20 protein-coding genes are annotated in these 26,399 nt (G+C 72.3%); 8 read left to right on the forward strand and 12 right to left on the reverse strand.

Translation table 11 applies throughout. The features are described from left to right. The first annotated feature begins 101 nt into the window (after nucleotides 1–101). Complete coding sequence (locus tag NYF13_RS23920; protein WP_315659808.1) at nucleotides 102–1,073, forward strand: quinone oxidoreductase; 972 nt, start codon at nucleotides 102–104, stop codon at nucleotides 1,071–1,073. A 40-nt stretch (nucleotides 1,074–1,113) separates the two neighbouring features. Here the strand turns inward: NYF13_RS23920 and NYF13_RS23925 are convergent, their stop codons facing one another. The 3 genes from NYF13_RS23925 to NYF13_RS23935 all read right to left on the reverse strand — a co-directional run bounded on the left by NYF13_RS23925 (nucleotide 1,114) and on the right by NYF13_RS23935 (nucleotide 5,105). Next, nucleotides 1,114–1,689: an FKBP-type peptidyl-prolyl cis-trans isomerase gene (locus tag NYF13_RS23925; protein WP_315659809.1), complete on the reverse strand. Its 576-nt coding sequence runs from the start codon at nucleotides 1,687–1,689 to the stop codon at nucleotides 1,114–1,116. Nucleotides 1,690–1,700: 11 nt separating this feature from the next. Continuing rightward, complete coding sequence (locus NYF13_RS23930) at nucleotides 1,701–3,986, reverse strand: HelD family protein (RefSeq protein ID WP_396287705.1); 2,286 nt, start codon at nucleotides 3,984–3,986, stop codon at nucleotides 1,701–1,703. Nucleotides 3,987–4,124: 138 nt separating this feature from the next. Next, complete coding sequence (locus NYF13_RS23935; RefSeq protein ID WP_315659810.1) at nucleotides 4,125–5,105, reverse strand: heme o synthase; 981 nt, start codon at nucleotides 5,103–5,105, stop codon at nucleotides 4,125–4,127. 499 nt (nucleotides 5,106–5,604) lie between these two features. Here NYF13_RS23935 and tkt point away from each other — a divergent pair, with 499 nt between their 5' ends. From tkt to NYF13_RS23970, 7 genes are all read left to right on the forward strand, one after another. Next, the gene (gene tkt, locus NYF13_RS23940) at nucleotides 5,605–7,716 is read left to right on the forward strand and encodes a transketolase (RefSeq protein WP_315659812.1); all 2,112 of its coding nucleotides are present in this window, start codon (nucleotides 5,605–5,607) and stop codon (nucleotides 7,714–7,716) included. Nucleotides 7,717–7,726: 10 nt separating this feature from the next. Further along, nucleotides 7,727–8,851, forward strand: a complete 1,125-nt coding sequence (gene tal, locus NYF13_RS23945) for a transaldolase (RefSeq protein ID WP_315659814.1) — start codon at nucleotides 7,727–7,729, stop codon at nucleotides 8,849–8,851. A gap of 9 nt (nucleotides 8,852–8,860) precedes the next feature. After that, the gene (locus NYF13_RS23950) at nucleotides 8,861–10,564 is read left to right on the forward strand and encodes a glucose-6-phosphate isomerase (protein ID WP_315659816.1); all 1,704 of its coding nucleotides are present in this window, start codon (nucleotides 8,861–8,863) and stop codon (nucleotides 10,562–10,564) included. Further along, nucleotides 10,561–12,096: a glucose-6-phosphate dehydrogenase gene (gene zwf, locus NYF13_RS23955; RefSeq protein ID WP_315659817.1), complete on the forward strand. Its 1,536-nt coding sequence runs from the start codon at nucleotides 10,561–10,563 to the stop codon at nucleotides 12,094–12,096. Before NYF13_RS23950 ends, zwf begins: the two co-directional genes overlap by 4 nt. Next, nucleotides 12,093–13,169, forward strand: a complete 1,077-nt coding sequence (gene opcA, locus NYF13_RS23960) for a glucose-6-phosphate dehydrogenase assembly protein OpcA (protein ID WP_315659818.1) — start codon at nucleotides 12,093–12,095, stop codon at nucleotides 13,167–13,169. The genes zwf and opcA overlap by 4 nt, the downstream gene beginning before the upstream one ends. Continuing rightward, the gene (gene pgl / locus NYF13_RS23965; RefSeq protein ID WP_315659820.1) at nucleotides 13,166–13,954 is read left to right on the forward strand and encodes a 6-phosphogluconolactonase; all 789 of its coding nucleotides are present in this window, start codon (nucleotides 13,166–13,168) and stop codon (nucleotides 13,952–13,954) included. The genes opcA and pgl overlap by 4 nt, the downstream gene beginning before the upstream one ends. 461 nt (nucleotides 13,955–14,415) lie before the next feature. Next, a complete protein-coding gene (locus NYF13_RS23970) occupies nucleotides 14,416–15,621 on the forward strand; it encodes a histidine kinase (protein ID WP_315659821.1) in 1,206 nt (401 codons plus the stop codon). A gap of 201 nt (nucleotides 15,622–15,822) precedes the next feature. On the opposite strand, the gene NYF13_RS23975 is transcribed toward NYF13_RS23970, so the two are convergent. From NYF13_RS23975 to NYF13_RS24015, 9 genes are all read right to left on the reverse strand, one after another. After that, nucleotides 15,823–16,167 carry an RNA polymerase-binding protein RbpA gene (locus tag NYF13_RS23975; RefSeq protein ID WP_091618855.1) on the reverse strand — a complete coding sequence of 115 codons (345 nt, stop codon included), beginning with the start codon at nucleotides 16,165–16,167 and terminating at the stop codon, nucleotides 15,823–15,825. An 81-nt stretch (nucleotides 16,168–16,248) separates the two neighbouring features. Continuing rightward, nucleotides 16,249–16,479 (reverse strand): preprotein translocase subunit SecG, encoded by a 231-nt coding sequence (gene secG, locus NYF13_RS23980; RefSeq protein ID WP_091618852.1) that lies wholly within the window; start codon nucleotides 16,477–16,479, stop codon nucleotides 16,249–16,251. A 132-nt stretch (nucleotides 16,480–16,611) separates the two neighbouring features. Further along, a complete protein-coding gene (tpiA, locus tag NYF13_RS23985) occupies nucleotides 16,612–17,397 on the reverse strand; it encodes a triose-phosphate isomerase (RefSeq protein WP_315659822.1) in 786 nt (261 codons plus the stop codon). Next, complete coding sequence (locus NYF13_RS23990) at nucleotides 17,397–18,611, reverse strand: phosphoglycerate kinase (RefSeq protein ID WP_315659824.1); 1,215 nt, start codon at nucleotides 18,609–18,611, stop codon at nucleotides 17,397–17,399. The genes tpiA and NYF13_RS23990 overlap by 1 nt, the downstream gene beginning before the upstream one ends. Nucleotides 18,612–18,616: 5 nt before the next feature. Next, nucleotides 18,617–19,621, reverse strand: a complete 1,005-nt coding sequence (gap, locus tag NYF13_RS23995) for a type I glyceraldehyde-3-phosphate dehydrogenase (protein ID WP_315659825.1) — start codon at nucleotides 19,619–19,621, stop codon at nucleotides 18,617–18,619. A gap of 300 nt (nucleotides 19,622–19,921) precedes the next feature. Then, on the reverse strand, nucleotides 19,922–21,103 hold the full coding sequence (locus NYF13_RS24000) for a winged helix DNA-binding domain-containing protein (RefSeq protein WP_315659826.1): 1,182 nt from the start codon (nucleotides 21,101–21,103) through the stop codon (nucleotides 19,922–19,924). A gap of 54 nt (nucleotides 21,104–21,157) precedes the next feature. After that, entirely contained in the window at nucleotides 21,158–21,490 is a 333-nt protein-coding gene (locus NYF13_RS24005) for a VapC toxin family PIN domain ribonuclease (protein WP_315659827.1), read from the reverse strand. 56 nt (nucleotides 21,491–21,546) lie between these two features. Further along, complete coding sequence (locus NYF13_RS24010) at nucleotides 21,547–21,828, reverse strand: type II toxin-antitoxin system prevent-host-death family antitoxin (RefSeq protein ID WP_315659828.1); 282 nt, start codon at nucleotides 21,826–21,828, stop codon at nucleotides 21,547–21,549. A gap of 53 nt (nucleotides 21,829–21,881) precedes the next feature. After that, on the reverse strand, nucleotides 21,882–26,390 hold the full coding sequence (locus NYF13_RS24015; RefSeq protein ID WP_315659829.1) for a hypothetical protein: 4,509 nt from the start codon (nucleotides 26,388–26,390) through the stop codon (nucleotides 21,882–21,884). Nucleotides 26,391–26,399 lie beyond the last annotated feature (9 nt).

Here is a 26,399-nt window from a genome sequence, read left to right on the forward strand (position 1 = left end):
CTTAACCGCTCACCCCCGGGGACGCGGGACAACCGTGGCCTCGGCCATAGTTGGACCGGGGGGAAGATCACCGAGACCACTCACCGAGCCCAGGAGGCACCATGTCCACCGCTGTGCAGGTCAGCCGGACCGGCGGACCCGAGGTACTGCAGGTCGCCGACGTCGAGACCGGCGCCCTGGAGGCCGGCGAGCTGCTGGTGGAGGTCGCCGCGGCCGGGGTCAACTACATCGACACCTACCAGCGCGAGGGCATCTACCCGCTCGACCTCCCGTTCGTGCTCGGCCTCGAAGGCTCGGGCACGGTGGCCGAGGTCGGCGAGGGCGTCACCGGCTTCGCCCCCGGAGACCGCGTCGCCTGGCAAGGCTCGCTCGGCAGCTACGCCGCCCGCAAGCGGGTGCCGGTGGCGGTCGCGGTGAAGGTGCCCGAGGCCGTTTCCGACGAGGTCGCGGCGGCGCTGATGCTGCAGGGCATCACGGCCCACTACCTGGTGCGCTCGACCTACGAGGTGAAGGCGGGCGACGACGTGCTGGTCCACGCGGCCGCGGGCGGCGTCGGCCTGCTGCTGGTGCAACTGGCGAAGGCCCGGGGCGCCCGGGTGATCGGCACCGTGTCCACCGAGGAGAAGGCCGGACTCGCCCGCGGCGCCGGCGCGGACCACGTGATCCGCTACGACCGGGAGGACTTCGCCGAGGCCACGCGTGAGCTGACCGGCGGCGAAGGCGTCGCCGTGGTCTACGACGGCGTCGGCCGGGACACCGTCGACGGCAGCCTGGCCAGCCTGAAGGTCCGCGGCACCCTCGCCCTGTTCGGCGCGGCCAGCGGCCCGGTCCCCCCGATCGACCCGCAACGCCTGAACTCGGGCGGCTCGCTCTTCCTGACCCGCCCGAGCTCGGGCCACTACGTGCGCACCCGCGAGGAGCTGGACTGGCGCGCGGGCGAGCTGTTCCAGTCGGTCGCCGACGGCTCCCTGGACATCCGGATCGGCGGCCGGTACCCGCTGGCCGACGCCCGCCGGGCGCACGAGGACCTGCAGGGGCGGAGGACGACCGGGAAGCTGATCCTGCTCCCGTGACGCGGGCGGGCCGCCCCCGCCGGGCCGGCCCGTCCGGCGGTCAGCCCTTGTCGGTGGGCACGGTCACGGCGTCGGTGACGAAGACCAGGGTCTCGTTGGGCTTGATGCCGTTGCCGCCCTGCCCGTAACCGAGGTCGGGCGGGATGACCAGCAGGCGGCGCCCGCCCTGCTTGATCCCGACCAGGCCCTGGTCCCAGCCGGGGATGACCTCGCCGGCGCCGAGGGTCAGCGGGAAGGTCTGGCCGCGGTCGAACGAGCTGTCCAGCTTCTGCTTGTCCGACCAGGTCACCAGGGTGTAGTTCATGGTGACCTTCTGGCCCGCCTTGGCCCCGCCGCCGGTGCCCTCGGACAGGTCCTTGGTGATCAGCTTCTTCGGCGGGGCGCAGGTGTCCGGGATGGTGATGGTCGGCGCCTGGCCGAAGCTCCCGGTGGTCTTGATGTCGTCCGCGGTGCACTCGCGGCCCGCACTCGGCGCGCTGGCGGGCGCGGCGGAGTTCTGCGGCGCGGGGCTGCCCGGCCCGGCCGCGGTGTCACTGTCCCCGCCGCACGCGGTGAGGCTGAGGGCCGCGGCCGCGGTGGCTGCGGCCACGGCGGCGATCTTCCCGATCTTCTGCATGACCGCACACCCTAGTCAAGGTCGCCGAGGGCCGGAACGGCGTCACCGGTCCGGACCACGCCGAGTCGCCGGGTCGCGCGCGTCAGGGCCACGTACAGGTCGTTCAGGCCGCGAGGCGAAGCGCCGGCGATCTCGTCCGGGGCGACCAGCAGCACGGAGTCGAACTCCAGGCCCTTCGCGCGCTCCACGGTGAGCACGCTGACCCGCTCGTCGCCGGGGTCCAGCAGCCCGGTCACGGCGGCCAGGCGCGACGCCGGCACCAGCACCGCCACCGTCCCACCGTCCACAGCGGACAGCTCGGCCGCGACGAAGCCCGGCAGTCCGGCGGCCAGGTCCGCACACGGCGCGCACCAGGGCCGGAACCCGGTCTCGCGCACCGAGGCCGGCGCCTCCAGGTCCGCGTCCAGCTCGGCCAGCACCCGCGCCGCCACCGCCATGATCTCGGCCGGGGTGCGGTAGTTGACCGTCAGCTGCTCCAGCTTCCAGCGGTCGGCGACGTAGGGCGAGAGCACCTCGTCCCAGGTCCGCGCGCCGCCCGCGGCCCCGGTCTGGGCGACGTCGCCGACCAGGGTCATCGACCGGTTCGGCGAGCGGCGCATGAGCAGCCGCCAGTCCATCGCCGAGAGCTCCTGCGCCTCGTCCACGATCACGTGCCCGAAGGTCCAGGTCCGGTCCTGCGCGGCGCGCTGGGCGGCGGTCAGCTCGCTGCGCGCCTGCTGCCGCTCGGCGAACAGCTCCGCGTCCAGCACGTCGGACACCCGCAGCAGCTCCTCGTCGACGATCTCGTCGTCCTGCTCCAGGATGTCCAGCACGCCCTCGGCGTACGCGCGCTCCACGCGGTCCCGGCGGCGGCGCTCGGCGCGCTCCTCGCTGTCGTCCTCGCCCAGCAGCTCGGCCAGCTCGTCCAGCAGGGGCACGTCGGCCGGGGTCCAGTGCGCCTCGCGGCCGCTTTCCAGGTGCGCGCGGTCGGCCTCGGACAGCAGCTCGCCGGCGGCCGAGCGGAGGCGTTCGCGTTCGGCGAACAGGTCGTCGAGCACACCTTCCGGGGTCAGTTTCGGCCACAGCGAGTTCACCGCGGCGGCCACGGACCGGTCCGCGGCCAGCTCGGCGCGGACGTCCTGGACGTCCTGCGCGTCGAGCAGGTCCTCCCCCAGCTTGCGGACGGCCTGGCGGGTCAGCGCGTCGAGCACGTCGGAGACGAACAGGCGCCGCGCGAGGTTGTGCGGGCGGCGTGAGCGGCGGGCGCGGGTGCGGGCCTCGGCGCAGGTCTTGCGGTCCAGCTTCAGCACGTCGTGCTCGTACTCGATCTCCAGCACCGGCTCGGGCACGCGCTGGCGGTCGCGCACGGCGTTGGCCAGCACCTCGGCCAGCACCGGCCGGCCCTTGACCTCGGCGGCCTCGCGGGACTCGGTGCCGTCGGCGTCCAGGCCCGGGTACAGCTGCCCGACGGTGGCCAGCAGTACACCGGTCTCGCCCAGCGAGGGCAGCACCTGGCCGATGTAGCGCAGGAACGTGCTGTTCGGCCCGACCACCAGCACGCCGCGGGTGGTGAGCTGCTGGCGGTGGGTGTAGAGCAGGTACGCGGCCCGGTGCAGCGCCACCGCGGTCTTGCCGGTGCCGGGCCCGCCCTGCACCACCAGCACCCCGCCCAGCGGCGCCCGGATGATCCGGTCCTGCTCGGCCTGGATGGTGGCGACGATGTCGCTCATCTCGCCCGTGCGGCGCCGCTCCAGCGCGGCCAGCAGCGCGGCCTCGCCGGCCAGTCCGAGGTCCTGGCCCTGGTCGGCGGCGGAGAGGTCGAGCACCTCGTCGTCGAAGCCGGTCACCCGGCGCGTCAGCGACCGCAGGTGGCGGCGCCGGCGCACGCCGTCCGGCGAGGCGGCGGTGGCCAGGTAGAACGGCCGCGCGACCGGGGCCCGCCAGTCGAGCAGCAGCGGGCGGTACTCGTCGTCCTCGTCGAACAGCCCGAGGCGGCCGATGTAGGCGGTGTCCTCGGCGTGCCCGGGCCGGAAGTCGAGGCGGCCGAAGCACAGCCCCTGCTCGACCGAGCCGAGCTGGGCCAGGCGATCGGTGTAGAGCGTGGTGGCGACGTCCCGCTCGGTGCGGGCCTGCGGGGTGCCGCCGGCCTGCTTCAGCGTGACGTCGAGCCGCCGCTGGGCCTCGGCCCGCTCGGCGTCGAGCTTCGCGTACAAAGTGGTCACGTACGCCTGCTCGCGCGCCAGCTCGGCGGCGTGCTCCGGCGTGCCGTCCACCGGGGTGGCGTCTGGTTCCCCGTCCCGGGACACGGACAAGAGCAGCCTGCTTTCAACGTCGGGGGCGGAAGGGGCCCGCCGGGGACCAACGCACCCGGCCCGGCCGGGAATTCCCGGTTCGCGCACAAGAATGCCGCCGAGGCCAGAGTGACCCCGACGGCACCGCGGATGCGCGGGGACAGTCTAGAACGGCAGCCCGAGGGTCGGCAGCCCGATGGCCGAATCCAGCGCCAGCGCGACGAACACGATCATCAGGTAGGTGTTGGAGCGGTGGAACAACGCCATCGGCCTGGTCTCCTCGCCGCGGCGGACCGCGGCCTGGAGGCTGTGGGCGTAGAACAGGAACCAGCAGCCGGCCAGCACCGCGAAGCCGGCGTACAGCCAGCTGGTCACCGGCAGCAGCAGCAGGGTCCAGGCCACCATCACCCAGGAGTAGATGACGATCTGGCGGGCCACGTGCTGCGGGCTGGCCACCACCGGCAGCATCGGCACGCCCGCGCGCTCGTAGTCTTCGCGGTACTTCATGCCCAGCGCCCAGGTGTGCGGCGGGGTCCAGAAGAAGATCACGCCGAACATCACGAAGGCCGGCCACTGCACGGTGCCGGCGACCGCGGCCCAGCCGATCACCACCGGCATGCAGCCGGCCGCCCCGCCCCACACGACGTTCTGCGAGGTCCGCCGCTTCAGGCCGAGGGTGTAGACGAAGATGTAGAACAGGATGGTCGCGATCGCCAGGACGGCCGAGAGCAGGTTCACCGTGCAGTACAGGACGACGGCCGACGCGACCCCGAGCACCAGCCCGAAGACCAGCGCGTTGCGCCGCGGCACCGAGTCCTTGACCAGCGGGCGCCGCTTGGTCCGGTTCATCACCTTGTCGATGTCGGCGTCGATCACGCAGTTGAGCGCGTTCGCGCTGCCCGCGGCCATGGTGCCGCCCAGCAGCGTGGCCAGCACCAGCCACGGCGACGGGATCTCGCGACCGGCCAGGAACATCGCCGGGATCGTGGTGACGAGCAACAGCTCGATCACCCGGGGCTTGGCCAGCGCGGCGTAGGCGCCGACCACCTGGCGGACGCTTCGCCGGGCACCGCGCGGTGGTTCACCGGCCGGGTGTACGGCGCTGGTGTCTTCACTGCGTCCGTGCGCAGCGTTCACCAACGACATTTCACTCCCTGGTAGCAGTTCGGGGCCGGGCGGCGGCCGGGAAGACCGGGATGACGCTGGTGGATCTCCCGGACCAGGCCCGCGCTCGATGTTAGCCGCGGGGAATCCGGCCGGTGCTCGCGGGTCCTGGACACGCCGGGGCCTGTCTGCTGCGTCACGCCGCGCTTCTCCCGGCTCGCGGCCCGGCCCCGCACCCCCGCCGGCGCGACCCCGCCGGACCGACGCGGACGAACGGGACACGGCCCGGCGGTGTCCACTTCGCACGGTCGGTGACCAGCGCCGGGCCGGTACCGGGACGGAGGTCACCCGCCGGTCCGTTGCGACTGCCCGGGAGGACCCCAAGCACTAGGCTGGCCGCGAAGGGCCGTGTGGTGTGCCTGCGCGCGGCGGCCAGCAGGAATATCGTCCCTTCGGGATCGATTGAGATTACCGGCAGTGCGCACCGGCTACACCACGAAGGAAAGCTAGCCACCACCTCACGACGGGGAGTTCGAGTTCAGTGTCCGAAACCGCTTCTACCAGCGAGAACAACCCTTTGCTCCGGCGTAATCTGCCCGCCGGCTGGACCGACGCCGACACCCGGGCCGTCGACACCGTCCGGGTGCTGGCCGCGGACGCCGTCGAGAACTGCGGCAGTGGCCACCCCGGCACCGCGATGAGCCTGGCCCCGCTGGCCTACACGCTCTTCCAGCGGACCCTGCGCCACGACCCGGCCGACCAGAACTGGCCCGGTCGCGACCGCTTCGTCCTCTCGGCCGGGCACAGCAGCCTGACCCTCTACATCCAGCTGTACCTCGCCGGCTACGGCCTCGAGCTCGAGGACCTCAAGCAGCTGCGCAAGTGGGGCTCGAAGACCCCGGGCCACCCGGAGTACCGCCACACCGACGGGGTCGAGACCACCACCGGCCCGCTCGGGCAGGGCCTGGCGAACGCCGTGGGCATGGCGATGGCCGCCCGCCGCGAGCGCGGCCTGCTGGACCCGGACGCCGCCCCCGGCGAGAGCATCTTCGACCACCACGTCTACGCGATCGCCTCGGACGGCGACATCGAAGAGGGCGTCACCGCCGAGGCCTCGTCCATCGCCGGGCGCCAGGAGCTGGGCAACCTGATCGTCTTCTGGGACGACAACAAGATCTCCATCGAGGACGACACCAACATCGCCCTGTCCGAGGACACCGTCGCCCGGTACGAGGCCTACGGCTGGCACACCCAGTTCGTCGAGGGCGGTGAGGACGTCGTCGCGCTCGAAGAGGCGATCAAGAACGCGAAGGCCGAGACCGGCCGCCCGTCGTTCATCGCGGTGCGCACCGTGATCGGCTACCCGGCCCCGAAGAAGATGGGCACCGGCAAGGCCCACGGCGCCGCGCTGGGCGCCGAGGAGGTCGCCGCGGTCAAGGAGGTCCTCGGCTTCGACCCGGAGAAGAGCTTCCAGGTCGAGGACGAGGTGATCGGCCACACCCGCCAGGCGCTCGAGCGCGGCCGGGCCGCCCACGCCGAGTGGCAGGAGAAGTTCGAGGCCTGGGGCGCGGCCAACCCGGAGCGCAAGGAGCTGGCCGACCGCATGGCCGACCGCACGCTGCCCGAGGGCTTCGCCGACAACCTGCCGAAGTGGGAGCCCGACGCCAAGGGCATCGCCACCCGCAAGGCCTCCGGCGAGGTGCTCAACGCGCTGGCCGAGCCGCTGCCCGAGCTGTGGGGCGGCTCCGCCGACCTGGCGGAGAGCAACAACACCACGATGAAGGGCGCCGACTCGTTCGGCCCGGAGAAGGCTTCCACGGACATGTGGAAGACCAGCCCGTACGGCCGGACGCTGCACTTCGGCATCCGCGAGCACGCCATGGGCTCGATCCTCAACGGCATCGCGCTGCACGGCGGGACCCGCCCCTACGGCGCCACGTTCCTGATCTTCTCCGACTACATGCGCCCGCCGGTGCGGCTGGCCGCGCTGATGAAGGCGCCGGTCACCTACGTGTGGACGCACGACTCCATCGGCCTGGGCGAGGACGGCCCCACGCACCAGCCGATCGAGCAGCTCTCCGCGCTGCGCGCCATCCCGGGCCTCAACGTCGTCCGCCCGGCGGACGCGAACGAGACCGCGTACGCGTGGAAGGCCGTCCTGGAGGACGTCCACCACCCGTCGGGCCTCGCGCTCACCCGCCAGAACGTGCCGGTGCTGGAGGGCACCAGCGCCGAGGGCGTGGCCAAGGGCGGCTACGTGCTGGCCGGCGCCGGAGACGAGGGCACCGCCACCCCGGACGTGGTCCTGATCGCCACCGGCTCCGAGGTCCAGCTCGCGGTCGAGGCGAAGAAGACCCTCGAAGCCGAAGGGGTCGCGGCCCGGGTCGTCTCGATGCCGTGCGTCGAGTGGTTCGACGCGCAGGACCAGTCCTACCGCGACTCCGTCATCCCGCCGTCGGTGAAGGCGCGCGTGTCCGTCGAGGCGGGCATCGCCCAGTCCTGGCACCGCTTCACCGGTGACGCCGGGGTGAACGTTTCGATCGAGCACTTCGGTGCGTCGGCCGACGCGCCCACCCTGTTCCGCGAGTTCGGCTTCACGGCCGAGGCCGTCACCGACGCCGCCCGCCGCTCGATCGCCAACACCAAGAACTGAAGGGATCACCATGAGCACCACTGATCGGCTCGCGCAGCTGTCCGAGGCCGGGGTCTCGATCTGGCTGGACGACCTCTCGCGCGAGCGGCTGGACTCCGGCAACCTGGCCGGGCTCATCCGCGACAAGCACGTCGTCGGCGTCACCACCAACCCGACGATCTTCGCGAACGCGCTGTCGAAGGGCGATGCCTACAACGCTCAGGTGAGGGAGCTGTCCGAGCGCGGCGCGGACCTCGACGGGGCCGTGCGCGAGCTCACCACCACCGACGTGCGCAACGCCGCGGACCTGTTCCGCGACGTCTACACCGCCACCGGCGGGGTCGACGGCCGCGTGTCCATCGAGGTGGACCCGCGCCTGGCCAAGGACACCGCGAAGACCGTGGCCGAGGCCAAGGACCTGTGGAAGACGGTCGACCGGCCGAACGTGCTGATCAAGATCCCGGCCACCGAAGAGGGCCTGCCGGCCATCACCGCGGTGCTGGCCGAGGGCATCAGCGTCAACGTCACCCTGATCTTCTCGGTGGAGCGCTACGAGCACGTGATCAAGGCCTTCTTCGCCGGACTGGAGCAGGCCAAGGCCAACGGCCACGACCTCAAGGGCATCCACTCGGTGGCCTCGTTCTTCGTGTCCCGGGTGGACAGTGAGGTCGACAAGCGGCTGAACGCGATCGGCACCGACGAGGCCAAGGCGCTGCTCGGCGAGGCGGCCATCGCCAACGCCCGGCTCGCCTACGCGGCCTTCGAGAAGCTGCTGGACACCGACCGCTGGAAGGCGCTGGCCGCCGAGGGCGCGCACGCGCAGCGTCCGCTGTGGGCCTCCACCGGCGTCAAGGACCCGGCCTACTCCGACACCCGCTACGTGGACCAGCTGGTGGTCGCCGACACGGTGAACACCATGCCGGAGAAGACCATGGACGCCACCGCCGACCACGCCGAGATCACCGGCGACCAGGTCTCCGGCCGGGGCGCCGAGGCGCAGTCCGTGTTCGACCGGCTCAGCGGGGTGGGCATCGACATCACCGACGTGTTCCTCACCCTGGAGAACGAGGGCGTGGAGAAGTTCGACAAGTCCTGGCAGGAATTGATCGAAAGCGTAAAAGGACAGCTCGCCGACTCCGAAACCGCGAAGGGCTGAACCGGAACCATGACAGGGGATGAAACCGGCGTCGAGATCGTCGACGCCGAACTGGCAGGCAAGGCGGCGCCCCTGCTCGAGCGGCTGGTCGCCGATCAGGCGGCCTCGAAGCTCGCCGCGAACGACGCCACGCTGTGGGGCCCGGACGCCGAGTCCGAGGCGTCGATCCGGCTGTCCTGGACTTCGCTGCACAAGTCGTCCCGGCCGCTGATCGGCGAGATCGAGGCGCTGCGCACCGAACTGCGCACCGAGGGCGTCGACCGCGTGGTGCTCGCCGGCATGGGCGGCTCCTCGCTCGCGCCGGAGGTCATCGCCGGCACGTCCGAGGTCGCGCTGACCGTGCTGGACACGACCGACCCGGGCCAGGTGGCCGACGCGCTGGCGGGCGACCTCCAGCGCACGGTGCTGGTGGTGTCGTCCAAGTCCGGCGGCACCATGGAGACCGACAGCCACCGGCGGATCTTCGCCCGGGCGTTCGCCGACGCGGGCATCGACGCCGGCCGGCGGATCGTGGTCGTCACCGACCCGGGCTCGCCGCTGGCGGAGCTGTCCGGCCAGGAGGGCTACCGCAAGACCTTCCTGGCCGACCCGCACGTCGGCGGCCGCTACTCGGCGCTGACCGCGTTCGGCTTGGTGCCCGCGGGCCTGGCCGGCGCGGACATAGCCCGGCTGCTCGACCAGGCCGCCGCGGTGGCCGGGGTCCTCGGGTCCGACTCGGCCGACAACCCGGCGGTCAAGCTGGCCGCCGCCTGGGCCGCCGCCCACGAGGACGGCGCCGAGAAGGTCGTACTGGCCGCCACGGATTCCGGCAGCCCGAGCCCGTTGACCGGCTTCCCCGACTGGGCCGAACAGCTCATCGCGGAGTCCACCGGCAAGCTCGGCACCGGCCTGCTGCCGGTCGCCGTGGAAGGCCCGCAGGCCCCCGGCTTCGCCGACGCGAAGTCCGACGCCACCCCGGTCGCCGTCGGCTCGCCGCAGGGCGCGGCGAAGATCTCCGTCACCGGCCCGCTCGGCGCGCAGTTCCTGCTCTGGGAGTTCGCGACCGCGCTGGCCGGGCGGCTGCTCGGGATCAACCCGTTCGACCAGCCCGACGTCGAGGCCGCGAAGAAGGCCACGCGCGCGTTGCTGGACGACCCCGACCGACTCGCTTCGGGGGGTCCAGGGGGGCTTGCCCCCCGGTCGGGTGCTGGGGCTGAGCCCCACAAGGCTCAGCGCGGTGAAAAAGCGTCCAACGTGGACGGTGCCGTGGAGATCTTCGGCAGTGAAGGCGTTGCCACCGAAGGGAAGCTGAAGGACGTGCTGCGCGCGTTCTTCGCTTCGGCCCCGGAGAAGGGCTACCTCGCGGTGCAGGCCTACCTCGACCGCCTCGACGACGCGTCGACGGCCCTGCTGCGCGGCGAGATCGCCAAGGGCACCGGGTTGCAGACCACCTTCGGCTGGGGCCCGCGGTTCCTGCACTCCACCGGCCAGTACCACAAGGGCGGCCACCAGAACGGCAACTTCCTCCAGATCACCGGCGTGATCGCCGAGGACATCGAGGTGCCGGAGCGGCCCTACACCCTCGGCCAGTTGCAGCACGCGCAGGCGCTGGGCGACGGCCAGGTGCTCGCCGAGCACGGCCGCCCGGTGCTGCGGCTGCACCTGACCGACCGCGCGGCCGGGCTGGCCGAGCTGGTCCGCGCCGTCCAGGCCATCCAGGAGGTCGGGGCATGACCGCTTCCGCCGGCTGGAAGAACCCGCTGCGCGATCCGCGGGACAAACGCCTCCCGCGCATCGCCGGCCCGTCCAGCCTGGTGATCTTCGGGGTCACCGGCGACCTGGCGCGCAAGAAGCTGATGCCCGCCATCTACGACCTGGCCCACCGCGGCCTGCTGCCCGCCGGCTTCTCGCTGATCGGGTTCGCGCGCCGCGACTGGGAACACCAGGACTTCGGTGAGCTGGTGCACGACTCGGTGAAGGAGCACGCGCGGACGCCGTTCAAGGAGTCGGTCTGGAACCGGCTGGCCGAGGGCATCCGGTTCGTGCAGGGCACCTTCGACGACGACGACGCCTTCGACCGCCTGGCCAAGACCGTGAAGGACCTCGACCTCGAGCGCGGCACCGGCGGCAACACGGCGTTCTACCTCTCGATCCCGCCGGGCGCGTTCCCGGTGGTGACCAAGCAGCTGGCCCGCTCGGGCCTGGCCGACGCCGACGCCTCGACCTGGCGCCGGGTGGTCATCGAGAAGCCGTTCGGCCACGACCTCAAGAGCGCCCAGGAGCTCAACGCGATCGTGAACGACGTCTTCCCCGAGGAGTCGGTGTTCCGCATCGACCACTACCTCGGCAAGGAGACGGTGCAGAACATCCTGGCGCTGCGCTTCGCGAACCAGCTGTTCGAGCCGATCTGGAACGCCAACTACATCGACCACGTGCAGATCACCATGGCCGAGGACATCGGCCTCGGCGGCCGCGCGGGGTACTACGACGGGATCGGCGCCGCCCGCGACGTCATCCAGAACCACCTGCTGCAACTGCTCGCCTTCACCGCGATGGACGAGCCGCTGTCGTTCGAGCCGAAGGCGCTGCGCGCGGAGAAGGCGAAGGTGCTGGCGGCGACCAAGCCGCTGGAGCCGTTCGACGAGACCACGGCGCGCGGGCAGTACGCCGGCGGCTGGCAGGGCGGCACCAAAGTGCCGGGCCTGCTGCAGGAGGCCGGGTTCGCGAAGGACTCGAAGACCGAGACCTACGCCGCGGTGACGCTGGAGGTGCAGAACCGCCGCTGGGCCGGGGTGCCGTTCTACCTGCGCACCGGCAAGCGGCTCGGCCGCCGGGTCACCGAGATCGCGGTGGTCTACAAGCGCGCCCCGCACCTGCCGTTCGACTCGACCTCGACCGAGGAGCTGGGGCAGAACGCGCTGGTCATCCGCGTGCAGCCGGACGAGGGCATCACCTTGCGGTTCGGTTCGAAGGTGCCGGGGACCACGATGGAGGTCCGCGACGTCACCATGGACTTCGGCTACGGGCACGCCTTCACCGAGTCCTCCCCCGAGGCCTACGAGCGGCTGATCCTCGACGTGCTGCTGGGTGAGCCCTCGCTGTTCCCGGTGAACGAAGAGGTGGAGCTGTCCTGGGAGATCCTGGACCCGATCCTGGACCACTGGGCCGAGCAGGGCTCGCCCGAGTCGTACCCGCCGGGGACCTGGGGACCGAAGTCGGCGGACGAGATGCTGGAGCGTACCGGCCGGAACTGGAGGCGTCCGTGATCATCGACCTGCCATCCACCACCACTTCGGCGCTCAACAAGAAGCTGGTGGAGATCCGCGAGCAGGGCGGCCAGGTCGCGCTGGGCCGGGTGCTGACCCTGGTGATCGTCGCCGACGACGACGCCAAGCTCGAAGAGGCCATCGAGGCGGCCAACGACGCGAGCCGGGAGCACCCGTCACGGGTGATCGTGGTCGCCAAGGGCGCGCGCACCGCCGCGCCCCGCATCGACGGCCAGATCCGCGTGGGCGGCGACGCCGGCGCGAGCGAGGTCATCGTGCTGCGGCTCTACGGGCCGCTGGCCGCCCAGGGCCAGAGCGCGGTGGTGCCGCTGCTGCTGCCGGACGCGCCGATCGTCACCTGGTGGCCGGGCGCGGGCCCGAAGTCGCCGGCCGAGGACCCGCTGGGCGACCTCGCGCAGCGGCGCATCACCGACTCGGCCGCGGAGAAGAGCCCGATCCGGGCGCTGACCACGCGGGCCAAGTCCTATGTGGAGGGTGACACCGACCTGGCCTGGACCCGGCTGACGCGCTGGCGCGCCCAGCTCGTGTCCGCGCTGGACTTGCCGCCGTACGAGAAGGTCACCGGCGCGACCGTGACCGGCGAGGCCGACTCGCCGTCCACTGAGCTGCTGGCGGGCTGGCTGGCCGAGTACCTCAAGGTGCCGGTGAAGCGGATCAAGAGCTCCAGCGCCCAGGGCATCATCTCGGTGACGCTGGAGCGGCGCTCGGGCTCGGTGGAGCTGGCGCGCCCGGACGGCCGGGTCGGCACGCTGACCCAGCCGGGCCAGCCCACGCGGCGGATCTCGCTGCAGCGGCGCACCAACGAGGACTGCCTGATCGAGGAGCTGCGGCGGCTCGACCCGGACGAGGTCTACGAGGCGTCGCTGCACGGCCTGCACAAGATCGTCACCGGCACCGCGGCGGCCCGGGCCGCGGCCCCGGCGGCGGAGAAGACGGCGCCGGCCAAGGCCCCCGCAACCAAGACGGCGGCAGCCAAGACGGCAGCGGCAGCCAAGACACCGGCCAAGAAGGCCCCGGCCAAGGCCAAAGCGGCGGAAAAGAGCGGCTCATGAGCCGGACCGAAGTCGTCGTCTACCCGGACTCCGGGCTGCTGGCCGCCGCCGCGGCGGCCCGGCTGGTCACGCGGATCGTGGACATCCAGGCGGCCAAGGGCTGCGCCTCGGTCGGGCTCACCGGCGGCGGCACCGGCATCGCGGTGCTCGAAGAGCTGCGGCGCTCCAGCGCCCGCGACGCCATCGACTGGTCGCGCCTCGACCTGTACTGGGGCGACGAGCGGTTCGTGCCCGCGGACTCGGACGAGCGGAACGAGAAGCAGGCCCGCGAGGCCCTGCTCGACCACGTGCCGCTCGACCCGAAGCGGGTGTACGCGATGGCGCCCTCGGGCGGCGAGTTCGGCGACGACGTCGACGCGGCCGCCGCCGCGTACGCGAAAGTGCTGGCCGCCAACGCCGCCACCGACGGCACGGACGACGGCAGCGGCGTCCCCGCGTTCGACATCATGATGCTGGGCCTCGGCGAAGAGGGGCACACCGCTTCGGTGTTCCCGGACTCGCTGGCCGTCCACGAGACCGCGCGTTCGGTGGTCGCGGTGCGCAACTGCCCGAAGCCGCCGCCCACCCGTGTCTCGCTCACCCTGACCGCCATCCGCCGCTCCCGCGAGGTCTGGCTGATGACGGCGGGCGAGGGCAAGGCCGAAGCCGTCTCACTGGCGCTGTCCGGTGCCGACGAGGTCGAGGTCCCGGTCTCCGGCGCCCGCGGCTACCACCGGACCCTCTGGCTCCTGGACCGCGCCGCGGCCGGGAAGCTGACGAAGGTCTACCAGACACCGACGGGCTAGCTTCACTCCAGCAGTCGAAGGCCACCCCGGATTCCCCCGGGGTGGCCTTCGCCGTGTCCGGGGGTGCTGGGGCGCCGGGTCTGGGGTCTTGCGGCGGCGGGCGGAGCCGCGCTCCGGCCCGGATCGCGAGCTTGCGCGGAAGAGTGAACCGCCGGTCGTGGGGCCCGGCGCGCCGAACGGCGTAAGGGTCAGTCCACCGAAGAGCGGCTCACCACTATGTGGGATCGCCCGTAAGGTGAACCTAGAGTGGTGTGATCAACACGAGGTGACATCCAGGACGCATGCTTCCCCGAACGTCGTAGTGACGGAGATCCGCAGCCCCCGGCCCAGTGATGGGGTGAAACTTACCGTCGTCACACGCCTCTTCGTTAGCATCCGCACATTTGTTCGTAGCCACGCGTCCCGATCGGGTACCTCGCGCATCTCATTACCAAGTCCACAAGACGAATGGGGTCGCCGCGATGAGCACAGAGGGACTCTCGATTCCAGGCATCTCGATGGGCAGCCCCGGGGCGGGCGCTGCCGACCGGGTCAGGCAAGCCAGCCTGACCGGCGTGTTCGCCGCCCTGCGCCGCCCGACGGTCGCGCTGGTGGGGGTCGAAGCGGCCGCCGTGCTGCTGGCCGTGCTCGACGTCTGGCTGGTCATCCCGCCCAAGGCCCAGCCGTACTCGGTCTACCTCTCGGGCGCGGCCTGCCTGGCCGTGGTGTTCCGCCGGCGATTCCCGTTCCTGGCCGTGCTCGCCGCCGTGCCAGGCTTCCTCGCCGGGTGGGCCCAGCTGGCTTCGATGATCACGCTCGGCATGCTGGCCACGCGGCGGCAGTTCGGCTGGCAGACCTGGGTGGGCGCCGGGCTGGTGTTCACCTGCCGGTTCGTGCAGTGGCCGCTGGACGACTTCGTGCAGCTCAGCTGGCGTGAGCACATCCTCGACGGGATCTACGGCGTGCTGGTGGCCGGGATGCCCATCGCGATCGCCCTGCTGATCGGGGCCCGCACGGTGATCTCGGCCAAGCTGGTCGAGCTGGCCCGCAGCCGCGACCGCGAGCGCCGCTTCCACGCCGACGCCGTCCGCGCCGAGGAGCGCGCCCGGCTGGCCCGGGAGATGCACGACGTCGTCTCGCACCAGATCACCCTGATCGCCATGCAGGCCGGCGCGCTGCAGGCCCAGGCCAGCGACGAGGCCCGCACGGTGGAGACCGCGCAGGTCATCCGCCAGCTCTCCACCCGCACCCTGGAGGAGCTGCGCTCCCTGGTCAGCGTCCTGCGCTCGGGCGCCGAGGACGACGGCCCCCGCCCCGGCATCGGCGAGCTGGACCACCTGATCCGCACCGCCGACGTCCCGGTGCACCTGACCGTCGAGCGCCTCCCGGACACCGTGCCGAACCAGGTCTCCGCCGCGGCCTACCGCACGGTGCAGGAATGCCTCACCAACGTGCACAAGCACGCCCCCGGCGCCACCGCGACCATCCGCATCCAGGGCGGCAGCGGGACGTTGAACATCGAGGTCCGCAACGAGCGCGCCAACCGAGCCGGCGAGTGCCTCCCCTCCGGCGGCCACGGCCTCACCGGCTTGGCCGAGCGCGCCCGCCTCCTGGGCGGCAGCTTCGAGACGGCCGACACCGAAGACGGCGGGTTCCGCGTCCGGGCCAGGTACCCCCTGGAACGCTGACGCCACCCCGGTCCCCCGCCCGGAGGGACACCGCACCGAGCCGCGATCCGGCTTCGGCGGTGTCCCTCCGGCATTTACGGAAGGGGTTCGGATTCGCGGGAGCCGAACGCCGGCGCCCGCCGCGTCCCGCTGCCCCTGGGCACGGAAAAGCCACCGGCCGGGTCGGGAGACCCGGTCGGTGGCTCGGTGGAACCTGGCGCCCTAGATCAGTTCGCGGCGCTGGCGGAGGCGCTCGAGGGCCTCGGCCAGGATGGCTTCGCCGTCCGCGTCGCTGCGGCGTTCCTTCACGTAGGCCAGGTGCGTCTTGTACGGCTCGGTACGGGGTGCGGCGGGCGGGCTCTTCTCGTTCTGCCCACCGGGGAGGCCGCAGCGCGGGCAGTCCCACTCGTCGGGGATCTCGGCCTCCATCGCGAAGGACGGACGGGCCTCGTGGCCGTTCGCGCACCAGTAGGACACGCGACGACGTGGGGCCGATTCACCTCGCTCCGATTCGCCCGAAGGACCGGCACCCACCCGGGTGCCGCGAATCGCGTTACCGCCAACCATGAATCCTCACACCTACGAATCGGCGGCGCGCCTCCCAATAGGCACGCCGGTGCACACACTTCTGCGCGGGCTACCGGTCCGTCAGACCTTCAGCAGCAGGCCGAGGCCGATGATGCTGATCACCCAGATGGCGCCCAGCAGCAGGGTGATCCGGTCGAGGTTCTTCTCGGCCACGCTGGACCCGGCCAGGCTGGACTGCATGCCACCGCCGAAGAGCGACGAGAGGCCGCCGCCCCGGCCGCGGTGCAGCAGCACGGCCACCACCAGCAGCACGCTGGTGGCGATCAACAGAATCTGGAGGAACAGCTTCATGTCATCCTCTGTAGTTCTCGGAGAATGCAGGGGCACGGCCGGGCCCGCTCGCGCGGATCCCCACCGTACCCCTGGACTCGTCCACTGCTGTGTGACGGACCGGATACACAGGCTACCCGGTAGTGGCCCCGATCAGGGCAGCGGCCCACCGGCGGCCAGGGCGCAGAGTTTGGTGAACTCGTCCCCGTCGAGGCTCGCGCCACCCACCAGAGCACCGTCGATGTTCTCGCAGGACACCAGCTCACCGACGTTGCCGGACTTCACCGAACCGCCGTAAAGCACCCGAACGGCCGAAGCCACCTCGGCGCCGTACTTCTCGCCCACCTTGGCCCGAAGGGCCCTGCAGCACTCCTCGGCGTCGGCCGGGGTGGCCACCTTTCCGGTGCCGATGGCCCACACCGGCTCGTACGCGACGACCACGGTCTGCACCTGCTCGGGCTTGAGCCCCTTGAGCCCCTCGACCAGCTGGGCGGTGGTGTGCTCCAGGTGCTCGCCGCGATCGCGGACCTCGAGCTCCTCGCCCACGCACAGGATCGGCGTGATGCCGTGCTTGAGCGCGGCCTTGACCTTCTGGTTGACCAGCTCGTCGCTCTCGCCGTGGATCGCGCGCCGCTCCGAGTGCCCGACGGTGACGTAGCTGCAGCCCAGCTTCGCCAGCATCGGGGCGGACACGTCACCGGTGTAGGCGCCGGAGTCGTGCGGCGAGACGTCCTGCGCGCCGTAGGTCAGCGGCAGCTTGTCGCCGTCGGTGAGGGTCTGCACGCTGCGGATGTCGGTGAACGGCGGCAGCACCGTCACGTCGACCTTGGCGTAGTACTTCTCCGGCAGCGCGAAGGCGATCTTCTGGACCAGCGCGATCGCCTCGAGGTGGTTCAGGTTCATCTTCCAGTTGCCGGCGATGAACGGCTTGCGCGCCATCAGTGCTTCACCTCCAGCGCGGCCACCCCGGGCAGCTCCTTGCCCTCCAGGTACTCCAGGGAGGCACCGCCACCGGTGGAGATGTGCGAGAAGCCGTCCTCGGGCAGGCCCAGCTGCCGCACCGCGGCGGCCGAGTCGCCGCCGCCGACCACGGTGAACGCCTCGCTGGCCACGAGCGCCTCGGCGACGGCCCGGGTGCCGCCGGCGAACGCCTCGAACTCGAACACGCCCATCGGGCCGTTCCAGAACACCGTGGCCGCGTCGGCGAGCTTGCTCGCGAACAGCTCACGGCTGGCCGGGCCGATGTCCAGGCCCTCGCGGTCGGCCGGGATGCCGGTGGCCGGGACGACCTCGTGCGCGGCGTCGGCCGCGAAGCCGGTGGCCGCGAGCACGTCGACCGGCAGCACCAGCTCGACGTTGCGCTTCTCGGCCTCGGCCAGGAAGCCCTTGACCTGGTCGAGCTGGTCGGCCTGCAGCAGCGAATGGCCCACCTCGTGGCCCTGGGCCTTGAGGAAGGTGTACGCCATGCCGCCGCCCACGAGCAGGCGGTCGACCTTGGTCAGCAGGTTCGCGATCACGCCCAGCTTGTCCGACACCTTGGCGCCGCCGAGCACGACCACGTACGGCCGCGCGACGTCGTCGGTGAGCTTCTTCAGCACCTCGAGCTCGGCGAGCACGAGCCCGCCCGCGTACGCCGGCAGCACCGCGGCGACCTCGTAGACCGAGGCCTGCTTGCGGTGCACCACGCCGAACCCGTCGGACACGAAGGCCCCGCCCGGGACCAGCGCGGCCAGCTCGGCGGCCAGCTCGGAGCGGTCGACGGCGTCCTTGCTGGTCTCGCGGGCGTCGAAGCGCACGTTCTCCAGCAGGGCGACCTGGCCGTCGGCGAGGCCGCCGGCCAGTGCCTTGGCCGCGTCGCCGACCAGGTCGCCGGCCAGCGGGACCTCGGTGCCGAGCAGCTCACCCAGCCGCTTCGCGACCGGCGCGAGCGTGTACTTCGGGTCCGGCTCGCCCTTCGGACGGCCGAGGTGCGCCGTGACGAGCACCTTGGCGCCCGCGCCGGCGAGCTTCTTCAACGTCGGCAGGGCCGCGCGGACGCGGCCGTCGTCGGTGATCCGCGACCCTTCGAGCGGGACGTTCAGGTCGGACCGCACGAGCACGTACCGGCCCTGAACGCCTTCGCCCAGCAGGTCTTCGAGAGTCTTGACCGTCATCGCGCTCAGGACAGCTTCGAGCCGACGAGCTTGATCAGGTCCGCGAGGCGGTTGGAGTAGCCCCACTCGTTGTCGTACCAGCCGACGACCTTGACCTGGTTGCCGATCACCTTGGTCAGCGGCGAGTCGTAGATGCACGAGGCCGGGTCGGTGACGATGTCCGAGGACACGATCGGGTCGGTGCTGTAGCGCAGGTAGCCCTTGAGCGGCCCGTCCGCGGCGGCCCGGTAGGCGGCGTTGACCTCGTCCACGGTGGCGGCCTTCTTCAGCGTGACCGTGAGGTCGGTGGCCGAACCGGTCGGCACCGGCACGCGCAGCGCGTACCCGTCCAGCTTGCCCAGCAGGTCCGGCAGCACCAGGCCGATCGCCTTGGCCGCGCCGGTCGAGGCGGGCACCACGTTCAGCGCGGCGGCGCGGGCGCGGCGCAGGTCCTTGTGCGGCCCGTCCTGCAGGTTCTGGTCCTGCGTGTACGCGTGGATCGTGGTCATCAGGCCCTGCTCGATGCCGAAGGCGTCGTTGAGGACCTTGGCCAGCGGGCCCAGGCAGTTGGTGGTGCACGAGGCGTTCGAGATGATGTTCTGCGAGCCGTCGTACTTCTCGTCGTTGACGCCCAGCACCACGGTCAGGTCCTCGCCCGTGGCGGGCGCGGAGATGATGACCTTCTTGGCCCCGCCGGCCAGGTGCGCCTTGGCCGCGTCGGCCTTGGTGAAGAAGCCGGTCGACTCGACGACGACGTCCACGCCCAGCTCGCCCCAGGGCAGGTTGGCCGGGTCGCGCTCGGCGAGGGCCTTGATCGTCTTGCCGTCCACCACGATGCCGTCGTCGCTGACGCCGACCTCGCCCGGGAACCGGCCCAGGATCGAGTCGTACTTCAGCAGGTGCGCCATCGTGTCGACGTCGCCGAGGTCGTTGAACGCGACGACCTCGATGTCGTGACCGCTCGCCTTCACGGCGCGGAAGAAGTTGCGGCCGATCCGGCCGAAGCCGTTGACACCTACGCGAACGGTCACTGCTGCCACTCCTTCTGAAATAGCTCTGAACAGCTCAGGAAAAGATCTTCGGTTCGGCTGGTCCCCCCGGTCCGCCGCGGCGGACCGGATCCCGGGGCGGGCCCCGGAAGGCTTCCGGACTTCGGCGCCACCCTAGCGTGCGGGCGGGCGCGGCCCGGACTGCCCCAACGAGACTTCCACCACTGCGCGGACGCGTCAAGAATCGATTAAGAAGCCAGCTCACGCGCTTGCGACAGAAAACCGTGATCTGTCACCGGGCGGCGGGCGGACCACGCGCTGGATCGGTCTTGGTGCCCCGGCTCACCCACTCAGGTCACGTTCGGCCGGGGTCCGGAACCGCGGGATCACGCGCACCGGCCCCAGCCACCCGGTGAGCCGGGCGGCCTCCCGCTCGACGGCCGCCGCGCGATCCGCGCCGACGTCCTCGAACAGCCGGGTGACGACCTCGCCCGAAGCGCGCTGGGCCCACGCCCCGACCACGCGCCCGTCGCTCCACACGGTCGGGCCGATGTTCCCGCTGCGGTCGAACAGGGCGGCCCGGTGCCCGCCGAGGTACCAGTCGCGGGCCGCCCAGCCCATCGCCGTGGGGTCGAGCGCGGGCAGCAGCGCGACCCACGGCGCCGGTTCGGCGACGGGCTCGAGGTCGTCGGCCAGCACCACCCCGGGCGCACCGCCGAGATCGACCTCGACCGGGCGCACGGCGGTGAGCGCCTGCTTGGTCTGGGCGGCCGTCCACCCGGTCCACCAGCGCAGGTCGGCCACCGGCGCGGGCCCGAACGCGAACAGCCAGCGGCGGGCCAGCTCCGCCCGGGCCGCCTCGGCCGGCCAGGGGGCCAGCCCGCCGGGCAGCCAGCCGTCGAGCGGGGCCCACTGGTACTGGGTGCTCAGCCAGCTGCCGCGCGGCCGGCCGCGCACGATCCGCCCGTCGGCGGCGAGCTGGAAGAGCACCCGGCTGGTGATGGCGCCGATCGCCGCGTACGGCTTGCCCTGGGCCAGGTGCAGTTGCTGGCGCAGCCGCGGCTCGTCTTCGGCCAGCTGCTGCGCGGTGGCGGTGCCCCGGGCACGCAGCGCGGCTTCGACGCTCCGCTCGACCTCGGCCAGCCACGGCCCGGGCTCGGGCACGTTCTCCGGGTGTCCTTGGCCGGCGAGGTGCTGTTCGAGCAGTTTCCGTTGCTTGACCGCGATCCCGGCCGAACAGCCCGCCTGCACGAGGGCGGCCGGCGCCACCCCGGTGACGAAGACCGTGCGGCGCATGCCGAGGATCCGCAGCAGCGTGCGGTCTTCGTACAGCGCCCGCCCGACCTCGGCCACGACATCGGCACCGGCGGCCATCCGCGCCCACGCGGCCAGGTAGACCGATGCCGGGTCGGTCGCGTGCAGCGCGACGACGCCTTCGGCCGCCCGCTCGGCCGAAGCCGCGGGAACCGCGAGGTGGTGCCGCACGCCGAGCCGGGCCCGGCGCTGATCGGGGGTGATCTTCACGAGGAGAATTCTTACCAGCGGGGTACGACAGAACCGGCCGACTCGGCGTCCCGCTCAGCCCGGCCGATCCACGGCGACCACCTGGAGCACCGAGTCCAGACCGGCGAAGTCCTGGGGATTCGTGGTGTACCGGGGAAGCCGCCACGCGATCGCGGTGCTGGCGATCAGCAGGCCGGCGAAGCGCCGGCGCGGGGTCCGCCCCGCAGCCAGAACAGCGGCCGCCACCCGGCCGCACGCCCTCGCCGCCTCAGCGGTGAACGGCAGCGGATCGAACTCGGCCTCGACCAGTTGCAGGACGGCCACCCGTCGCGCCCTTTCCTCCGGGTCGGCAGTGGGCTGGGGCCTGGCGGAAAGCTCGGCGAGGGTGATCGCGCTGATCGACAGCACGTCCGGCAGGCGGCTGTGGTCGATCCAATCCCGCAGGATCAGGATGTCCGTGTCGATCAGCCCGTGCCCTTCACCTGCCCATACGGGTCGGACACCTCGTCGTCGACAGCCGCGTCCACGTCGGCCCGGAACCGCTCCGGATCGATGGCGGGAGCGTGCTCGGACCCCCGTGCGAACTGCGCGCGGGGGACCGCCTGGCGCCGGCGCAGCGGAATCAGCTCTCCGATCGGCGTCCCGCTGCGGGTGAGCACGAAGGTGCTGCCGTGTTCGACCGCGTCCATGATCTCGCCGGACCGGTTCCGCAGATCCCGCTGAGTGATCTCGTGGTAGAGGCTCATGGCAGCACTTTCTACCCCCACGTGGCACCCGGTGCTACCCGGTGCCACCCCGGTCAGACCGGCTGCTCCGGCTCCGGCGCGGGATCCACGGTGTCCGGGGTGTCGGCCGTTCCCCGGCTGAACATCCGCGTCGCCGAGAGGCGGGCGACGCCGTCGGGTTCGCCGAGTTCGTCGAGGGAGGTGCGGATGGTGGCGTCGACCGAGAGGTACTTGCGGCCCGCGCGCAGGTCCGCGTCGTTGCGCAGCCGGACGATCAGCGGGAACTCCGCGAGCGCGCCGGCGTCGAACAGGCCGGTCGTGTAGATCAGCTGCACGCCCAGCGCCTCCGCGACCGCGCGCTGCAGCTCCAGCAGGTAGCCCGCCGACGCGCGGCCGATCGGGTTGTCCAGGAACAGCACGCCCGAGTGCCGGTTGCGCGCCTGGCCGCGGTTGTTCGCGCGCAGGGCCGCCAGCGTGCAGTACAGGATGATCGCCGCGGTCAGCTGCTGGCCGCCGGAGAACACGTCGCGGATCTCCGAAACGCGCTGGCGCTCGGTGCGCAGCACCGAATCCGGCTTGAGCATGTCGACGCGGAAGCCCTTGGGCGCCGCCACCTGGACCCCGCGCAGCACCAGGGAAAGCCCGTCGCGCTTGACGTCGCGGCCGCCGGCGGTCTTGCCCACCGCGGCCTCGTCGACGACCTCGCCGAGCTTCTCCGCCAGCGCGTTCTCCTCCAGCTCGGTGAACCGGATGCGCAGGAACTCCTGGCCCGACCAGTCGCCGAGCCCGTCCGGCAGCCGCGAGACGCGCTGGGCCGAGCGCAGTGTCCGCAACGCGCCGTCGACCATGCCGTGGAGGCGGGTGACGATGCCGCCGCGGTGCCGGTCGATCTGGGCGAGGTCGTCGGTCAGGGTGCGCAGCCGCGGCCGCAGGGCCTCGGCCCACTCGGCCGCGTGCACCGGCAACTGGTCGCGCTTTACCGAGATCACCTGCTGGCGCACCGGGGTGCTCAGCTTCTCGAACCGCTTTTCCGTGGCGTACTGGGCCATCTGATCGGCCGCCTCGCGGACGCGCCGGTCCCCCGCGTCGGCGGCTTCCTGCGCTTCGCCCAGCACGGTGTTGAGCTGCGTGTGCTTGACCCGCGCTGCGTCGACGTCGCCGTCGTAGGCTTCCACGGCGTCTTCCGGCCGCAGGTGCGCGAGAGAATCCGTGAGCAGCGCGAAGCCGGAAGCGGACGCCTTCGCCGAGTCCAGCGTCGACTCCGCCGCCGCCCGGCGCTCCTGCAGCTCCTCCCATTTGCGGGCCGCCGCCGAGACCTGCAGCGAAGCGGCGTCGATCAGCTCCAGCCCGTGCTCGATGTCGCGCGGGCGGTCGGCCGGGGACGCGCCGTTCGACAACGGCAGCACGTCCAGCTCCGCCCGCCGGGTCGAGACCAGCCCGATCGCCTCGGTGCGCGACTCCTCCACCGAGTCGACCACGCGCCGGGCCCGGGCCAGCGCCGCCGCCCGGGCCGAGGCGTCCGAGCCGTCCGGCGTCTCCAGCAGCTCCGCGGAACGCCGGCGCACGGCCTCGTCCAGCGACTCCAGTGCGGAGCCCGCCGCGGCCTCGGCCGATTCGGCCTGCTCCAGCTCGGCTCGCAGGTCGCTGCCGACCTCCACCTTCGCGTAAGCCTCCGACGCCGACGCGAAGGTCCGCCTCAGCGCGTCGACCGGCTCGGTGGGAGCTTCGGCGTCCTCGCTCAGCTCGCCCGCGCCCGGTACCTCGGCCAGCTCGGCGCGCGCGGTGGTCACGGTGCGACGGTGCCCATCGGCCGTACGCTGCTCCTCCCCCGCCTGCTCGCGCAGCCTCGCGGCCTTCGCCGCCGCGTCGGACGCACTGACCTCCGCCCGCTCCGCGATTTCGCCCGCTCGCTCGACTTCTTCGGTCCATTCGGTCACGCGCGACGCCCGCGTCGACAGCTCCGCGAGCCGTCGTGCCTTGTCCTCGGACTCGGCCAGCGCCACGCGCAACGCGGGCACGCGCTCCCGCAGCGAGCCTGCTTTCTCGCTCAGCCGCGCCAATTCCGCCTCGGCCCGAGTGAGCGCGGCCTGCGCGGTTTCCCGGGCCGTGCGCGCGGTCTGGGCCAGCTCGGCCAGCGTCGCGATCGCACCCGGCGGATAGTCCTCCCGCCAGGTGGTGAGCTTCCAGGTCAGCGCGCCGTCCGCGGCCAGCGACCCGGCCAGCCGCTCCAGGCGCCGCTGCCGCTCGGTGTTGCGCTGCGCCACCGCCTCACGCTCGGTGTCGGCCGCTTCCTCGTCGTACATCGCCGGGTTCGGCAGCACAATGAACTCGACACCGGATCCGGCACCGGATTCAATACCGGATTCGGCGGAAAAGTCCGGCCCGTCCGCGGACTGGAACGCCTCCGTGGTGCCCACCGCGATCACCGCGCTCGGCAGCAGCCGGCTGTCCGCCAGCACCTCGCGCGCCCGCGGCACCTGGGCGACGTCGTTCAGCAGCACCCCCGAGACCAGCTGCGGCAGCCGTTCCAGCACCTCGCCCCGGCGGACCGGGTCCAGTTTGGACAGATAGCGCCAGCCCGACCACGCCGTGATCCCGGCCTGCTCCAGCGCGTCGAGGGCGGCCTGCACGTCGGGCGGCGGCGGCAGCAGGCCGCCCGAGCCGAGCGCGGACAACGCGCGCTCGTCCGCCGACTCCGCCATCCGCAGCTCCGTCTGCTCCCGCTCCACGGCCGCGCTCGCTTCACGAAGCCGTTGCAGCAGAACGGGAAGATCGCTTTCCAGGTGCACGTCGTCGGCGCCGAGCAGCTCCACCAGCCGGGGCTCGGCGGCGAGCGCGTCGGTGCGGCGGTGCGCGCGGTCGAGGTCTTCGGTCGTGCGCACCTGGCGGTCCTGGGCGGACCCGGAGAGCTGGTGCGCCTCGTTCACCGCCCGCTGCGCGGCCTGGAGCTCTTCCCCGGTGCGGTCGAGCTCCTGCTCACGCCGGGCGAAGTCGGCGGCGGTGCTCTCGGTCGCGGTCCGCGCCGCGCGGGCGGCCTCGGCGACGTCGGCGCCCGCCCCCAGCAGTCCACTTCGGACACTGGTGGCGATCTCCTCGCGCAGCTCGGCGATCCGGGCCGAGAGCCCGCGGGCCTCGGCCCGGCGCCCGGCGGCCAGGTTGGCCGCCTCGTCCCGTTCGGTCTGCGCCTTCTCGGCCTCCGCGCGCAACGCGTCCGCGTGGGCCTCGGCCCGGTCGGCCTGCCGCTGCGCGTCCCGGGCCAGCGCGAGCAGGCCCCGGCCGAGCGCCGCCGCGGCGGCGTTGCGGGCGGCGAGCGCGGGCTTGGCCTTCTCCTCGCGATTGCCGACCAGCTCGCGCAGGTCCCGGGCCTTGCGGCCGGCGTTGAGCTGGTTGAGCACGGTGGCGGTTTCGCGCCAGGCCTCGGCCTCGGTCCTGGCCTCGGCCAGCTCGGCGTCCACGCGCCGGCGCTCGGCCTGGGCCTGGTCGAGGCGCAGCACCGCGACCAGGCGGCGCAGCTCGGTGACGCCCGCAGCCAGCCGGCGGTGGTCGCCCTCGGCGAGCTTCTCCGCCGTCTTGACCTCCTCGACGTGGTCGTCCAGTCCGTCGAGCCGGGCGTTCTCCAGCTCGTTGCGCGCGTGGATCCGCCCGGCCAGCTCCTGCAGGTCGGCTCGCGCGGCGGCGGCGATCCGGCGGGACGCGGCCGCGACGCCCTCCTCCTCGGCCAGCGGGCCGAGTAGTTCGAGCGCGCCGGCGACGAAGTCCCGCTCGGCCAGCAGGTCGCCGCGCTGGGCCAGATTGTGCGAGTAGGCCGACACCACCTGCGCCAGGTCCTTCGGCTCCTCCTCCGAAAGCACCGCGCGCAGCAGGAACTCGACGAAGGCCTCGTCGGTGGAGAACTGGAACGCGTCCGCCGCCTCGCCCTCGCCGGCGTTCATCGCGCGCTGGTAGCGGAACAGCTCGGTGTCCAGGCCGAGGTGGTCGAGCCGGCCGGTCCACTCGTGGTGCCGGCGCGTCCAGGACAGCTCCAGCTCCGGCTCGGCCAGGGCCGAGGCGGTGATCCGGTCGTGGAAGCCGGACATGGTCAGCAGCCGTGCGTCCTCGGTCAGCGGCAGCGAATCCAGGCCCAGCGCGGGCGTCGGGCGGAAGCAGTACCAGGAGTCGACCAGGTTCTCCGAGTCCGCCGAGGTCACGTGCCCGCGCCACTCCGAGACCTTGCCGGTGATCACCCGCTGGCCGGTCTCCACGTGCAGCCACTCCAGCGCCACGTGCGAGACGTCCTTGGCCGCCACGAACTTCTCCAGCACCTTGGTGCTCGTGGTGCCGACCACCTGGCGGCGGCCCGGCAGCATCACCGAGAAGATGAGCTTGATCAGCACCGACTTGCCGCCGCCGTTCTCCAGGAACAGCACGCTGGCGGGCGAGGGGCGGCGCACCGGGCCCCCGGCGTGGATCCCGGCGCTGAACAGCGCGTCCTGCCGGGGCGCGGTGATGGTGGCGCCGACGCCGCTGAAGTCCAGCACCACGTCCTGGTAGCGGGCGCCCGCGGGGCCCACCGAGTGCAGGCGGACCCGCGAAAGCTCGTACATCGAAGTCCT

Origin of the sequence: Amycolatopsis sp. PS_44_ISF1 (assembly GCF_032335455.1) — a bacterium.
Taxonomy (GTDB): Bacteria; Actinomycetota; Actinomycetes; order Mycobacteriales; family Pseudonocardiaceae; genus Amycolatopsis.

Bases quoted from the DNA above. Each gene is read 5' to 3' on its own strand.
- NYF13_RS23920 (WP_315659808.1), top strand. From the start codon at position 102: ATGTCCACCGCTGTGCAGGTCAGCCGGACCGGCGGACCCGAGGTACTG.
- NYF13_RS23925 (WP_315659809.1), bottom strand. From the start codon at position 1,689: ATGCAGAAGATCGGGAAGATCGCCGCCGTGGCCGCAGCCACCGCGGCC.
- NYF13_RS23935 (WP_315659810.1), bottom strand. From the start codon at position 5,105: ATGTCGTTGGTGAACGCTGCGCACGGACGCAGTGAAGACACCAGCGCC.
- tal (WP_315659814.1), top strand. From the start codon at position 7,727: ATGAGCACCACTGATCGGCTCGCGCAGCTGTCCGAGGCCGGGGTCTCG.
- NYF13_RS23950 (WP_315659816.1), top strand. From the start codon at position 8,861: ATGACAGGGGATGAAACCGGCGTCGAGATCGTCGACGCCGAACTGGCA.
- zwf (WP_315659817.1), top strand. From the start codon at position 10,561: ATGACCGCTTCCGCCGGCTGGAAGAACCCGCTGCGCGATCCGCGGGAC.
- pgl (WP_315659820.1), top strand. From the start codon at position 13,166: ATGAGCCGGACCGAAGTCGTCGTCTACCCGGACTCCGGGCTGCTGGCC.
- NYF13_RS23970 (WP_315659821.1), top strand. From the start codon at position 14,416: ATGAGCACAGAGGGACTCTCGATTCCAGGCATCTCGATGGGCAGCCCC.
- NYF13_RS23975 (WP_091618855.1), bottom strand. From the start codon at position 16,167: ATGGTTGGCGGTAACGCGATTCGCGGCACCCGGGTGGGTGCCGGTCCT.
- secG (WP_091618852.1), bottom strand. From the start codon at position 16,479: ATGAAGCTGTTCCTCCAGATTCTGTTGATCGCCACCAGCGTGCTGCTG.
- tpiA (WP_315659822.1), bottom strand. From the start codon at position 17,397: ATGGCGCGCAAGCCGTTCATCGCCGGCAACTGGAAGATGAACCTGAAC.
- NYF13_RS23990 (WP_315659824.1), bottom strand. From the start codon at position 18,611: ATGACGGTCAAGACTCTCGAAGACCTGCTGGGCGAAGGCGTTCAGGGC.
- NYF13_RS24010 (WP_315659828.1), bottom strand. From the start codon at position 21,828: ATGAGCCTCTACCACGAGATCACTCAGCGGGATCTGCGGAACCGGTCC.
- NYF13_RS24015 (WP_315659829.1), bottom strand. From the start codon at position 26,390: ATGTACGAGCTTTCGCGGGTCCGCCTGCACTCGGTGGGCCCCGCGGGC.